This window comes from Serinicoccus chungangensis (genome assembly GCF_006337125.1).
In the GTDB taxonomy this organism is placed as follows: domain Bacteria; phylum Actinomycetota; class Actinomycetes; order Actinomycetales; family Dermatophilaceae; genus Ornithinicoccus; species Ornithinicoccus chungangensis.
The window spans coordinates 1275389-1290160 of record NZ_CP040887.1 but is presented as its reverse complement, the minus strand read 5'-3'; the positions used below and the strand labels follow the sequence as shown (position 1 = coordinate 1290160).

At 68.8% G+C, this 14772-nt stretch carries 6 protein-coding genes; 4 read left to right on the top strand and 2 right to left on the bottom strand.

Going from position 1 to position 14772, the window contains the following annotated elements; genetic code table 11:
- Positions 1-2 precede the first annotated feature (2 nt).
- The gene (locus FHD63_RS05725; RefSeq protein ID WP_139720864.1) at positions 3-5237 is read right to left on the bottom strand and encodes an AAA domain-containing protein; all 5235 of its coding nucleotides are present in this window, start codon (positions 5235-5237) and stop codon (positions 3-5) included.
- A gap of 279 nt (positions 5238-5516) precedes the next feature.
- Between FHD63_RS05725 and FHD63_RS05720 the strand changes: the two genes are divergently transcribed.
- Together FHD63_RS05720 and FHD63_RS05710 are read left to right on the top strand one after the other, a co-directional pair.
- Positions 5517-8063, top strand: coding sequence for an ATP-binding protein (locus tag FHD63_RS05720; protein ID WP_139720862.1), 2547 nt, complete (start codon positions 5517-5519; stop codon positions 8061-8063).
- Positions 8064-8541: 478 nt separating this feature from the next.
- Positions 8542-9543, top strand: a complete 1002-nt coding sequence (locus FHD63_RS05710; RefSeq protein WP_139720860.1) for a hypothetical protein — start codon at positions 8542-8544, stop codon at positions 9541-9543.
- Between the two features lie 2 nt (positions 9544-9545).
- On the opposite strand, the gene FHD63_RS05705 is transcribed toward FHD63_RS05710, so the two are convergent.
- Positions 9546-10841, bottom strand: coding sequence for an NYN domain-containing protein (locus FHD63_RS05705; protein ID WP_139720858.1), 1296 nt, complete (start codon positions 10839-10841; stop codon positions 9546-9548).
- 241 nt (positions 10842-11082) lie between these two features.
- On the opposite strand from FHD63_RS05705, the gene FHD63_RS05700 reads away from it, so the two are divergent.
- Both FHD63_RS05700 and FHD63_RS16520 read left to right on the top strand, forming a co-directional pair.
- On the top strand, positions 11083-13797 hold the full coding sequence (locus FHD63_RS05700; protein ID WP_139720856.1) for a UvrD-helicase domain-containing protein: 2715 nt from the start codon (positions 11083-11085) through the stop codon (positions 13795-13797).
- Between the two features lie 455 nt (positions 13798-14252).
- Positions 14253-14744 (top strand): nuclease-related domain-containing protein, encoded by a 492-nt coding sequence (locus FHD63_RS16520; RefSeq protein WP_235585645.1) that lies wholly within the window; start codon positions 14253-14255, stop codon positions 14742-14744.
- Positions 14745-14772 lie beyond the last annotated feature (28 nt).

The window sequence follows — 14772 nt, the reverse complement described above, 5'->3', positions numbered from 1 at the left end:
GCTCAACGGTCCTCACCTTCGCGGTCCCACCGCTGACGATCCTGCTGAGTCAGCAACAGCTCGTGCGTCGGCTCCAGCGCCTCGCGGGCAGTCTGGGTCAAGGACGTGCGTCCGAGCAGCCGCAGCGTCTGCCGCATCAGCTGCTCGTGCCCGGCATCGGGCTGCTCCTCCAACACGCGGGTCATTGCCGCGCTCAGCTCCGTAGGCGGCATCTCGTCCAGAGTGCGCGGTCCGAGCGCGCGCAGCGTCGTCTCAGCCTGGTCAGACAGCCGGTATGTGCGCAGCTTTACCCCGCCTTGGCCCAGCGGGTCGTCGCCGATCAACGTGCCCGATCGCTGTGCGCGGGAGATGAGCGCGTTCAACCGCTGTCCGATGGCCTTTCCCACCCGACGGCCGCCTGATGCATGCACGTAGGCGGTCCTCAGCCGGTTGCCGCGGACCGGTCCCTCGACGGCGACGATCTCGACCAGGCCGTCAATGATCTGCGCGTCGGTAGCCTCGTGCACGGGCACCGTGCTGCCGTCGTACTCCGGGTAAGGAGGCAGCTCCCCCACGTCGCCCGCGTCGCGGGGGTCCTCGACCGTGAGGTCCAGATCCGCGTCACTCTGCTCCTGGTGGAGCAGCTGGCCGACCGACCGCCGCTCGAAGGACACGTGGGCCGAGGAGTGGCGCCAGAGTGGAGAGAGCGGGTCGTCATGCCCCTCCGGCTCCCCCTCCTCCTCGTGGACGTCGTCTTCGACGGGGGCGGGCTGGGCCTCTTCGACAGGGCGTTCCCCGGTGTGCACACCGCTCTCTAGAGTCTCATCCAGCGGTGTACCGGCATGTCCATGCTGCGGGAGGTCGGCGCCCTGCTCGGGCTCGGGCTCCGCGTGCGGTTCGGGCAGGAGGTCCTCCTCCTCGTCCTCGTCGATCCAGTCGGAGGGGCGGATGTCCATCTCCTCGAGCATGTCCCACAACGGCGCCAGCGCGGCTGCCTGGTCGACGTAGAACGCCGACTCACGCACCCGGAAGAAGGTCCAGCCGCAGCGCTCGAGCTCTCGCTGCCGTGCAAGGTCGCGCTCGTAGGCGTCCCGCCCGTGCCACTCGTCGCCGTCGCACTCCACCGCCAGCCGACCCCGAGCCCCGACCACGACGAGGTCGATCAGATAGCCCTGGGACTCGACCTGGTTGAGCACCGTGAAGCCGCGGTCGACGATCCGGTTGTGCACCCGCTGCTCGAACAGTGAGTCGAAGCCGGCGACCCGCTGGTCCTCCGGCACCACCGGCGACTCTCCCGGCTCCAACTCGCGACAACGCCTCACCACTCCGTAGGCGTAGTCGAGCAGCTGGTGGCGCAGGTCCTGAGTGTTGGTCAGCTCGGCCAGGCTCACGCTGTGGAAGAGCCGCACCTGGTCCTTGGCGCGGCTGACCGCGACGTTGAACCGCTGGACGTACATCTCCCGCGTCAGCGCTCCCAGACGCCTCCCGGGATCGGGCGCGGACACCATCGAGAGGAAGACGACGTCGCGCTCCGACCCCTGGAAGTCCGGTGGGGTGCCCACGCGCAGATCCCTGCGAGCCCACTCCTCGGCCGGCACCTCGGCCAGAAGCACGCCTTCGATGTGCTTGGCCTGCCGATCCCCCACCAATGAGATCACCGCCATCGAGCGACCGTCGAAGGCCGGGTCGTCGAGACACCGCTTCAGGTCGTCGACGAGGGCTCGCGCCTCAGCACGGTTGATCTTGCCGCCGGTGCCCTCCTCGAAACCTTCGGGTACGTGCCGAACGACGAAGGGCTCGAGCCGCTGGGCGCCGAACTGCCGCACCGGCACCAGCCGGATGCCGTTGGGCTCGTATGCGATCCGATTGGAGAAGCCGATGATCTCCGGCACGCACCTACGGTGCTCGACCAAGGTGAGCTGACCGCCATACCGCATCTGGGCCTCATCAAAGAGGGAGCGCTGCGGGTCCTGCCAGGTGTCCTTGTAGCGGTCGTCGTAGAGGTACTGGTTCGCCAGGTCTCGCAGCTGCTGCTGGTCGACACCGACGGCGGCCGGGGAGACCTGCTTGTCGTCCCCGATGACGACGATCTTGGGAGCCAGGTACTGCAGGAAGGTGGCCTCCAGACCCGCCTGAGACGCCTCGTCCACGACGACGACGTCGAACATATTCTCCTCGATGTCCAGCTGTTCGGCCACGCGGTAGATCGGCATGATCCACACCGGCACGGCGGGGCGACAGCGGTCCATGGCGCGCCGGATCGCGAGCCGCTGCTGAGCGGCATACTTGCCGGTCCCCTTGCCCAGCCGGGTGACCTGCTGGGAGTAGTTGCGCAGGTCCGCGCGCCGGCCGGGGGTGAGCCTGTCCGGTCCGACCGCATGGCTCCAGGCCCGCTGGGCGGCGATCCGCTCCGCACTGTCGCGCAGCTGCTGGTCGATGACGGTGATCTTGGCCTGCAGCGCGTTGACGTCGACCTGCTCCTGCGCCAGCACCCAGGCCCCGACCGTGCCCCACCGGTATGCGGCCTCGAACCCGGCCAGGCGCTTGTCCCACTCAGGCTCGTCGGCCGATGCCCCCACCGACTCGGCGAGCGCGGGCGCGTCCCGTCGCACCCTCGCGGTCAGGTCGTCTCGTCGCTGGATGTGGGCGGTCACCTGCTCGAGCCGCTGCAGGCGCGCGTATGCCGTGGCGTAGGCCTCGTGGTCGCGCTGCTCGATCGCGGTCCGCAGGCTGCGGACCGCCGGCGCGGCGCTCTGCCACCGAGACGTGGGCTCCACATGGGCGTGCAGATCACTCAGCGGTTCGCGGGCGGTGGCCAGGCCGACCTCGGCCTCGACGGCGTCGACGGTCCTGGCCACCCGCTCGACGTCCGAGAGCTCCCGCCAGTCGGGCGCCGGCACGCGGGCCTGGCGGAGGGCCTGCTCCTCAGCTGTGATGAGGTCACCCAGCGCAAGGACCCGGTCGAGAAGGGCGAGCTGGCTGCGGTGCCACTCCAACCTCTCGCGCGGTGTGTCCTCCTCGGGGATCGTGACCGAAGCGGGCCAGAGCCGGTCCATCTGGTCCAGCGCCGTCCACGCGTCGCGGTGGCCGACGATCGTGTCCAGCGCGGCAGCCGTCGCTGGTGGTAGCCCGTCGACGCGCGCCTGCTCCAGGAGGGGTCGGCACTGCTTGACGATTGGCGGGGCGAAGAAGCCAATCTTGACCTGGCCACCGGGGTCCGTCTTGAGCGAGCCGTCGGGCCCCAGGTGCTCGCGCAGGGAGATCGCGAGCCGACGCAAGTGGTCAGGGTCCCCGTCAAGGTCGACGCGGGTGTTGATCGGCATTCGCGCCAGGATCTGGTCGACCTGCTCGACCCCTTGACGCAGGTCAGCGGCCCTGCCGCGCCACGGGGCAGTCTCCCCGGCCGCCACGTCGGCCAGTGCCTGAGGGACCCACGAGGCCGCAAGTCGCTCGGCGTCACGGAAGCCCGCGATGATGCGCCCGCAGCGCTCCTGCAGCTCCCGCCGGGCTGACGAGGTGAGCGCCCGCAGGGCGACTGCTAGCGCACCCTCAGCCAGGTCGTGGTACCCCTCGGTGCCGGTGCGTGCCGTCGTCTCATCGACGACAAGGGCAGCGAACTGCTCTGGTGCCGAGAGGTCGGCGACCGCCACCCGGGGGCGGTGGCTGTCCTCTGCGTCCTCCTCGAGGGAGCCGTCACGCAGCAGGCTGAGCCACTCGAGGGCCTCCTCGTCGGTGAGAGGTGCGCGGGAGTCCGGGCGGAAGGTGACCAGTCCGGCGACCCAGGCCCGCGCCTGAGCGTCGTCCTGGTACTGCCTGGCGATCGAGGCGAGAGTCCCCTCGTAGCCGTGCACACTGTGCGTGGAGACATCCGCCTGGCGGGCGTCGACGAGCTGGCGGTTGAGCAGCTGCCGCTCCTGCTTGAGCCGGTCGACCTCAGCCAGTTCCTGGTGCACCTTCCGCTCCGCCTGCTGCGGGTCGTGCTCGGTGGAGCGGCGGGCGATGGTGTCGACCGCGGTGCGCAGGTCGGCCAGGTCGTCGCGACTGGCGCCGATGACCGACACAGCCAGGGGGCGGATCTGGTCGGGCAGCTTGGTGCGGACCTCGTGGAGCGCCCGGTCGGTGTGTGCGGTGACTAGCACGCGCTGCCCCTGGGCAAGCAGGTGTGACAGCAAGGCAGCAGCCGTGTGCGTCTTGCCTGTCCCCGGCGGACCCTGCACGAGGGTTTGGGCATGGGTGTCGACACGCTCGAGGATGTTGCGCTGCACGTCGTTAAGAGGCAGCGGTGCGACGACGTCGTCGTCCACGGTGAGGAGGGCCCCTGGGGCCGCATTGTCGGTGACGGGCGGCAGCCGGTCCGGGTCGAGCAGCGGGAGCAGACCGTCAGGAACCTCTCCGCGCTCCTCGATCTGGGCAGCGATGTCCTGGAATGCCTGCACGAGACCGGTGCGGTTGCGTGGCCGGAGCACGATGGCGGGAGCCCAGGCGACCACGGGATGGTCCGTCGGGTGCGGCATACGAGCCGCGTCGTCCCATCTCCCCTGGGCGTGCAGCCGCACGGCGACGGACCGGGCCAGGGTGGCGAGAGCCTCGGGATCGAGCGGGTCGCCGTCGAAGCCCTGCGCCTGCTGCTCGACGGTGTGCACGAGGGACTGGTCGGGGATGACCTGCGGGTCGAGCATGTCGAACTCCGCGTGCAAGCCGGTTGCCGCCTCGTCGAGGTGGAAGTCGAGGCGGCCCGTGCTGTCGTCGAGGCGGGGTGTGACGGCGACCGTGAAGAGGTGTCGCCGCACACGGTCCTGCCCATCGGGGGCCCAGGAGAGCAGTCCGACGCCGAGGAGGAGCTCAAGCTCCTCCGTCTTCTGCGTCGCCTGCACGTACACCTTGAACAGGTCTGCGTAGGCACTGCGCACCGGTTCGTCACGGAGCATCTCGTGCGCCCAGGCGTCCCACCGTGGACGCCAACGGTCGTAGGCCGCCTGGACGTCGGGGCGCTCCTCGAGCTTCTCCGCGGGGGCATCGGGTGAGGCCAGCTCATCCCGCAGCTGCGGGTCACCGTCGGGCCCCGCGGCGTCGCCACGCAGCCAGAAGCGGAGCTCGTCGGGGACCTCGGGGGTCTCGGGAGCGACCAGCCGATCCACGCTCAGGAAGGGGTGCTCGTCCCAGTCGCCGTCTGCGCCCCACCGCACCGCGTCGTGCTTAGGAAGGTCGGCGAACCACCGGACGACACCGTCACGGGTGTACTGATCGACGTCCCGCACGGGTCGTTGTCGCAGCTGCTGCGCCTTGGCCAGGAACGTGAAGAGACGGACGGCTTTGTCTGTCAGGACAACAGCGTGGGACAACGGAGATTCCTAGGACGTTGGGACAATGCGGTGAGCATAGGCGGCACCCCTGACGAAGTCCCAACGAGTGGTAGTGGTGGCATCCGGCAGCGCTACCACCCATGCTGCTTCGTTGGGAGGCGCCCGTCCATCTCTTCGTTGCGCAGATGCGTGGAGTCTTTGCAATGTCAATGCTTGGTCCTCGCAAGATGACGCGTGGGCTCCACATACCCGGTTCCAAGCAATGTCGGTGCTCTGGTGCAGAGTATTCCCATCGTCGTCGCAAAGGAGCGAATGGGCATGGGGAGTGAGCTGTCGCGCTGGGTCGAGGAGCGCCTCGATGCCGATGTGTTGATCACAGACGAGGCCGGGCTGCTGGTGCTGGCGGCACTTGAGGGCCACGAGTCGCTGGACGAGTACCTTGCGGGTGGAAATGAGCCCGCGAAGGCCGCGAAGCAGGCAGGCGACCCTGCTGGCGCACAGGAAGAGGAGCCTGCGGGCGCCTTCCTGTCCGGCCTGGGCGTGCAGGGATTCCGTGGGATCGGCCCGAAGGTCGAGGTCGACCTGCAGCCGCAGCCAGGCCTGACGATCGTCGCGGGCCGCAACGGCTCAGGAAAGTCCAGCCTCGCTGAGGCGCTCGAGGTAGCCCTGACCGGATCGACATACCGGTGGGGTCGCAAGGGATCGGTGCAGTGGAAGGAGCAGTGGCGCAACCTGCACGAGCCTGCCCCCGCCAGCGTTGAGGTCCGCGTCGTCGAGGAGGGGCGGGGGCAGACGACGATCGGGCTGTCGTGGGAGGACACCGCGACAGAGGCCAGCTCCTTCGCCACCTGGGTGCAGCGCCCGGCCGAGAAGCGTCAGCCCGGCCTCACGCCGCTCGGATGGGATAAGGCGTTGCAGACCTACCGTCCGATGATGTCCTACGACGAGCTCGGCGGGCTGCTCGAGGGCGGACCGAGCGGACTGTACGACGCGTTGTCCGCAGCACTCGGGGTCGAGGAGCTGGCGGCCGCCATCAAGCTGCTCGACACCCGGGCCAAGGCGCTCAAGGCACCGGAGAAGGAGCTCACGAATAAGCGCAAGTCGCTGCAGGCCGAGTTCAAGGAGATGGACGACGAGAGGGCCAGAAGGGCAGGCTCCCTCCTCCGTGCGTCGGCTCCAGACCCCGCCGCCCTGCGCACCCTCGCTACCGGTTCGCAACCGCAGGACTCCGGTCCGCTGGCCTGGCTGCGCTCGGTCATTGATCTGACAGGTCCGCGGGGGGAGGAGGTCGACACCGCAGCGACCAAGCTCGCCGCAGCGATCCAGGGCATGGTGGACGCCGGCGTCGACAGGCTTGAGCGCGAGCGTCGGAGAGTCGAGCTGCGGGAGCAGGCGCTCCACCTGCACGCGCAGCTCGGAGACATGACATGTCCCGTGTGCAATGCAGGTGAGCTCGACGATCGCTGGGCGGAGAGCAGCCGGCAGCACATAGCCCACGAGCGCATCAAGTTCGCTGAGCTAGACCGAGCGGGGCAGGACCTGGACCTCGCGCGCCGATCCGCGCACAGCCTGGTCACACCCCGCCCGGTCGCTCTGAACGGCTCTCCTCTTGATGGACTGGCGGACCTGACCCGACGCGCCCGCGACGCCTGGGACGCCTGGTCTGCCTCCCCATCAGGCGATGCGGAACTGGTCACCCACCTGCGCGAGCGTCGAGGTGAGCTCGAGGAGGCCCTGGTCGCGCTGCATACCGCAGCTGCCGCGGAGCTCAAGGCCCGACAGGACCTTTGGACACCACTGGCGACACGGCTCGCCACCTTTGCCGACGACTGCGACCAGTGGCTGACCCAGAAGCCACTCGTCGACGAGGTCGGAGTTGCCCTTAAGTGGCTGAAGACGAACGACGTGGCGCTCAAGAACGAGCGGATCGCCCCCATCGCCCATCACGCCCGCCACGCCTGGGCCATGCTGCGGCAGGAGAGCAACGTCGACCTCGGCAGCGTCACCCTCGAGGGAACCGCCACCCGACGACGGGTGAGCATCGAGGCGAGCGTCGACGGAGAGGAGGCGGGGGCGCTGACCGTCATGAGCCAGGGCGAGCTGCACGCGCTCGCGCTTGCCCTCTTCCTCCCCCGTGCGGCGCTGCCCGAGTCGCCATTTCGTTTCATCGTGCTCGACGACCCGGTGCAGGCGATGGACCCGGCCAAGGTCGACGGTCTGGTGAAGCTGCTGTCAGAGCTGGCCGAGACGCGCCAGGTCATCGTGCTCTCGCACGACGACCGCCTGCCCGCTGCCGCCCGCCGTGCACAGGTGCCGGTGCGGATCCTCGAGGTCACGCGCGGTGAGCGCTCGCAGGTCAGCGTCCGTGAGTCCGAGGCCCCGGCCCGCCGCTACCTCCGGGACGCAGAAGCGCTCGTGCGGGACAAAGAGCTCCCGGATGACACCCTGCGCAAGGTGCTTCCTGGTGTGCTCAGGTTCGCCGTCGAGGCGGCGGCACGGGACCGATTCTTCGCCTCCCGCCTGAGCGAGGGCGGGGCGCTGCACGACGTCGAGGCGCTCTGGACAGCCCACCGCCTCACCCGCGAGAGGGTCTCGCTCGCCGTCTTCGACGAGGTCCGCACCGATCTGGGGTCCTGGCTCAGCGCGCCCTACCGGAAGAAGACCATGGGGATCTCCACGTCGGGAATGCACGACGGTCTGGGAGCACGAGCAAACCTTGAGGATGCTGTGTACGACGCGAAGAGGTTCGTCAGCGACGTCGAGCAGGGGAACCGGTCATGAGCCATCCACACCCCGACCTGGAGCGAGCCCAACGAATGCTGGCAAGCGGGCTCACGGGCTCGAGCCGGATGGCGGCGTGGTTGGCGCGATCGGCGCTCGAGGACGGGGTCGTCCTGCGCCTCGAGCGGCTCGGACACGACACCCGGCGGGCGTCCATGCGCAGCCGTCTGACATGTCTGTCCGTCCTGGGTGACGAATGCGCCGCCGACGCAGAGTTTGCCTGGAACCGGCTGTCCGGAGCCTGCCACCAGCACGCTTTCGAGCTGGCACCCAACGCGAGCGAGGTCCGGGCGCTGCTGACACAGGTGCAGCGGTTACTAGAAGTCTCGGAGGCTCCACCAAGGGTCGAGGTGGAAGGGCGGGAAGCGTCGAGGATGAGGACAACCGGTCTCAACGATCGGCCACGGTACTAGGCGCGCGCCGCTCCTCAAGGACATGTATCCCCAGCGCCAGCACGAGAAGAGAAGAGACGACAAGTATGGCAATTGACTGGCTGCAGGACCCCTACGATCCCGAGTCCTACCCTCCGGAAGAGAAGTGGACAGCTCAAATGTCTACCTTCAGAAGCGGTTTCAGCGAGCAATGGCGACTCCTTGCTCGTCACGGAGCCGAGGATGGCGACCTGAACACGGCTCCCTACCCAGACCTCGACCATTTCGACTCCCGTTTTCCCCGCTCTGCCGTAGAAGGCATCCAACAAGCGCGGCAGGATGCGTCAGAGATGGACTCGGCCGGCGTTTACGACCCCGCCGGCATTCTGACGACGCTGGACGCTGAAGCTGGTGAGCGACGAAGAATGCGCGAGTTCCAGGCGCTGGTCGACGGCGGCGAGTTCACCCCGCCTGCAGACCCAGGGTCCGTCCGGCTGCACACCACCGTCACGAGACTTTTCACGGAGGACCTGGTCCATGACGCGGCCGGGCTGCCGAATAAGCCGCTGCACGTCGTGACCAAGCACCTACACCTCGATGGCCCCATTTACCTGCTCGGCCACGGCGAGATCGACCTCGGAATGACGTTGCACGGCGACTACCGAATTGATGTCGTCAATGCTGACTCTGAGGGTCCGGGCAACGGGGCGCTGACTCTCCGGTTCGTATGGGGGGACCCGTCGACGATCGTCGGGGCGGTCGAAGCGGGTGTGGTGCGCGGCCCCAACCGATGGGTGGGCATCGGCCCCGCAGGAGCCAGCCACCTCATTCACGAGGAGGGGCACCGCATCTACCACGGTGCCGCCCCGGGCCGGCTGCCGATCGTCGAGGACGAGCGCTTTGGAGCCTCGGCATGGTTCTGGAGCGCCTCCGGCGGGTACCCGATCTTCCTGGCCGTCGATGCAGACTTTCAGCCCGTTGGATTGATCCTGGACAGCTCCGGTATCGCCAACTACTACTACTTCGACGAGGACGACGAGGCCCTCTACGAGCCGTGGCCGGACGGCGCTCGCGAGTTCGACCCCGAGCGGGACGAGCCGCTCACCTGACTTCAGGGCTGAAGATCCGAGACCGGTCCAGGTTCAGCCCCCACCCATTCAGCCAGAGCTCGAACATCGGCGTCGGTGACGTCCACGCCCGACTGTCGGGCGAGCTTCAGCACGTTCTCCAGCAGCGCCGCGGCGATCTGGTCCTCGGTCGGCGGCGGGTCCGCATACAGCGGTGGTCCCACGGCGTTGCACGCCCGGGTGACGTAGGTGAAGGCGGCCCGGGAGATCTCGTGGCCAGCCTCCGCGGCGTGATCCCGTGCCCACCGCGTCGCCTCGGTGAAGTTGAACTCGTGCAGGCAGGCATAGGCTGCCAGGCTCTGATGGACCTGCACCCAGTCGGTGGTCGCCAGCGCCGGCAGTTTCGTGATCTGGCGAAACTTCGCGATGACCGGCGGCAGATCCATCGCGGGGCGGGCCACAGCTGGTGTCGGGGTGGACGAGTGTGGTGCCTCATGACGGTCGGGATCAAACAACACGTGCTGAGAGAACTCGACATTTGGCAACTCGAGGCTGCGGAGAGCCTTCCCGAAACCCCCCGCCCCGAACCAGCCGGTGCGTGTCGTCACGTCCCCGAGCTCTGCTCTGAGCCGCATAGACAGCGTGGCAAGGTTGATCGGAGCGTCCGCTTCGACATAGTGCGACCTGACGATCGATGCGAACTTCTCGTACTCCGACTCCTCCCACACCTCGTCCCCGGCCGCGGGAGAGGGATCTGGGACGGTCTCCATCACTCGCTCCGAACTCAATTGCTCGCCGCCGGGCTGCGTCAGCTCGATCACGTCCTGCTCGTCCAGCAGGTGGTCGGCCAGCGCTTCGTATGCGGCCGTGGAGTTGCCGGTCGAGATGACGGTGACCCGTCGGTCGTGGGCGCGCAAGACCTGAAGCAACGGGGTGAAGTCCGCGTCGCTCGAGGCGATCACGAACTCGTCGTAGCGAGTCTCCCCGCGCAGCGCGGTCATGACATCGACAGTGATGCGGATGTCAGCGCCGTTCTTGGCCCTCTTGGTCAGCGGCGGGCAGTCCACCATCTCGATGCCGGCCTGCGTGAAATAGGGACGGAAGGTCGAGAAGTACAGCCGCTCGTTGGCCTTCGTCGGGTGGCTGACGCTGCCGGCTGGGTTCACGTAGCAGCGCAGCACCAGCCAGCGGCGTGCGGGCTCTCCGCCGTCGTCCCTCGTCAGGCGGTTGAGCCACATCGACGGTTTGGTCACGACGTCAAGAGCCGCGGCCGGATCTGCAGCGAGCAGCCCGCTGAAGAAGTTGTCGAAGTCGATGAAGAGCGCTGATGTGTGGGGCATTCCACTGTCCTCCCCTGCCGGTGTCGCCTGACACTAGCTGCTCCGCGCAGAATTGCGCTCGTCATTCACTCTGTCTTTGAGCGGCTGCACATCCAGGAATCCCTGGCGAAGAATTCTGCTAGTGTCCCGCCCTCCGGGCCGTGCCAGCAAGAGCCGTAGGGATGCGCGAACGGCGGGTTGGCCCGGTCCGAGGGGGTAAGGGGCCGTGGGCACCCACCCTGAACGACGAAGGGGTGTGACCATGGCGGTTCCCGTCATCTGGCGCGGGACCACGCCGCACGGCGAGGACTGGGTGCTCGTCCGTCGTGACGACGGATTCGCCCTGCGTCTCGGCCACGAGGAGATGCACATTCCTGGCTCGGGGTCCGACCGCATCTCAGTGACCCGCCGATGGTGGCGGACCACCCTGACCGTGGCCGGGGTGCCGGAGCGAGCCCGTGTCCTCAACGGTCTGTCCGCCGAGGAGGGCCGGCGCCTCGAGCAGGCCGTGCAGGAGGCACTGTCCAGTTCTCTCACGGTCTGGACGGAGAACCTCTCGACCACGATCGAGACGGCTCGGCATGACCTCAAGTGGATCACCGAGGAGGAGGTCGCAGCGCTGCTCTCCACCCGTCCCGCCACAGCCGACCAAGAGCCAGCCGTCGCCGGCCACACGCGCAGAGCCGGACCGCTCTGGCTGACCGAGGAGGGCACCCGCAGCTGGCTGCGGACCGTCAACGACGAGATCGCGACTGCGATCGCCCAGCAGCAGCGCCAGTTCTTCGACACGGTCGAGAGCAGCCCGCTGACCGACGAGCAGGCGCGCGCGGTCGTGACCTACGACAACCGGGTCAACGTCATCGCCGCAGCCGGGTCCGGCAAGACGTCGGTCATGGTGGCCCGGGCCGCGTATGCCGTCTCCCGCGGCCTGGCGAGGCCCGAGGAGATCGTGCTCCTCGCCTTCAACAAGGACGCCGCCACCGAGCTGCAGACGCGCATACGACGCCGGTTCGCGGCAGCCGGCCTGCCCTCCGAGGGGGTCGAGGCGACCACCTTCCACGCCTTCGGGCTCAAGGTCATCGGGCGGGCCACCGGTCGCAAGCCGACGGTGGCGCCGTGGCTGACCAACAACAGCGACGAGCTCGGCGTCCTGTCGGAGATCGTGGCGGAGCTGAAGGACAGCGATCCCCGGTTCAGGTATGCCTGGGACTGGTTCCGGCTGCTGCTCTTCACCCGGCCGGACGAGAACTTCACCGAGCCGGCAGCTCCCGACGCCTGGGACCCGGCCCGACGCGCGACCGGGTACCGCGCCATGGACGGCACCACGGTCAAGAGCGAGGGAGAGCGCTGGGTCGCGAACTTCCTCTACCTCCACGGCGTCACCTACGAGTACGAACGCCCCTACCCGCACGACACCGCCGACGCCGAGCACCGGCAGTACCACCCCGACTTCTACTACCCCGACATCGACGTCTGGCACGAGCACTGGGGTCTCGACGCCGACGGCAACCCCCGCTCTGGGTGGACCGACTACCTCGACGGGATGGAGTGGAAGCGCCAGCTGCATCGGCAGCACGGCACGACCCTGGTGGAGACCACGTGGGCCGAGGTCATGGAGGGCGACGGCCTGTCGCGTCTGGAGAAAGAGCTGGTCGGGCACGGCATACGCCTCGACTGGGACCCCGACCGACCACCTGTCAGAGGCGTCAAGGTCGTCACCGACGCCGACATGCTCCGCCTCGTGCGCACCTTCATGCTGCACGTCAAGGCGAACTCGCTGGACCGGCAGGAGGTGGGACGACGCCTCGGCGCCGGCCTCGTGCGCAACCGGAGACGCGCCAGCATCTTCCTGGACCTCTACTGGCCGATCCACGACGCCTGGCAGGCCCGGCTCGCCGACGGCGGCTACGTGGACTTCGAGGACATGCTCGTGCAGGCCGCCGACCACCTCGAGTCCGGCAGGTACGTCAGCCCCTACCGCCTGGTCATGGTCGACGAGCTGCAGGACGCCAGCCAGGCGAGGGCCCGCCTGACCCGAGCCCTGGTCGCACAGCCCGGCCGGCACCTGCTGGCCGTCGGGGACGACTGGCAGTCCATCAACCGCTTCGCCGGGGCCGACCTGAGCGTGGTGACAGGGTTCCACGACCAGTTCGGCCCCGGCCCCACGGTGCACCTGACCAAGACCTTCCGGTGCCACCAGTCGATCACCGACACTGCGGCGAGCTTCGTCCGGAAGAATCCCGCCCAGGTCCGCAAGACTGTCGTGTCGGTGCACGACCGGCCGATCGACCGGGCGGCGCACGAGGGGGTGCAGCTGCGCACGGTGGCGAGCGCCGCCGAGGTCCCCCGCGCGATCGGCGACTTCCTCACCCAGCTGCGTGACGCCATACCCGGGGGCGCCATCGTCGCGGACTCGGTGAGCGTCGACGTCCTCGGGCGCTACCACCAGGACCGTGGCCTCATGCCGCACGCAGCCCCGTCGGAGATTCGGCTGGCGTTCCGCACCATCCACTCCGCGAAGGGCCTTGAGGCCGACTACGTCGTCGTCCCGAACCTGTCGGCAGGGTCCTACGCCTTCCCCAGTCGGATCGCGGACGACCCGGTCCTGGCGCTGGCCATGACCGGTGGCGACACCTACCCGCACGCCGAGGAGCGCCGGCTCTTCTACGTGGCGCTCACCCGGGCACGCCGCGGGGTGCTGCTCATCAGCCCTGAGCACAACCCCTCCCCCTTCGTGACCGAGCTCATCCAGGACGGGCTCGTGCGGGACGTCGGCCCCCGCCCGGTCGCCACCCCCTGCCCCGGGTGCCGGGTCGGCGTGCTCCGCCAGCGGTCCGGCCGCACCGGCCACTTTTGGGGCCGCAGCACTTTCCCGGCCTGCACGTACACGTGCAACACCCTGCCCGTGCCGGGCGCGGCCGAGCAGGTCCATGTCCACCACCCGTCGGCAAGCCTTCTGAGAGGCGGAGCACCATGACAGCGACAGACTCCCCCAGTGTCGCCCCTCGCGAGATGCGACTGAGGTATGCCGGTCGGTGCCGCGGGTGCGCCACCGAGCTTCCCCGCGGGACGCGTGCGGTCTACGACCCGGGGACGAAGACGGTCTGCTGCCTGACCTGCCAGGTCCCGGCCACCGACGACGCAGGGTCACCGGGCGAGGAGACCATAGTCGGTGACACGGGGCACGGGGAGACCTGGCAGCCGCCCGCAGCGACACCCCCACGGGCGCCCGCACCGACACCCCCACCAGTAGAGGCGCCGGTTGCAGCCGACACCTCGCCGGGCGTTGCGGGCTCGTCGGCCCGCCGAGAGCACGAGCGTCGCGTCGCCCAGCGCGAGGAACGGGTCCGGAGCAGGCATCCCAGGCTGGGCGGGCTCCTGCTCGCCCTCTCTGACGAGCCGCAGAGCACCAAGGCGTGGGCGACCGGCGCGGTGGGCGAGGAACGGCTGGGTCGACGGCTCGACGCCACCGCCGGTCCCCTGGTGCGCGTGCTGCACGACCGCGGCATCCCGAGGAGTCGCGCCAACCTCGACCACCTGGTGGTGTGCGCCGGCGGGGTCTTCGTCGTGGATGCGAAGCGCTACCAGGGTCGACCGCATCACGTCGTCGAGGGCGGCTTCTTCACGCCCCGCGTCGACAAGCTGGTCGTCGGCCGGCGCGACTGCACCCGGCTCGTGGACGCCGGCCTGAAGCAGGCGGACCTCGTGCGCAGAGCACTGGACGACGACACCGTCGAGGTGCGCAGCATGCTCTGCTTCGTCGAGGCCGACTGGCCTCTCTTCGGCGGTGACTTCGTCATCCGCGACGTCACGGTGACCTGGCCGAAGAAGCTGGCGACGATCATCACGCGGCCGGGTCCGTTGTCCGAGGAGCGCATCACCGCCATCCACCAGCGACTGGCCGCCGCCTTCCCTCCGGCCTGACCCACGTCCGCCGACCGCTCGGACGACC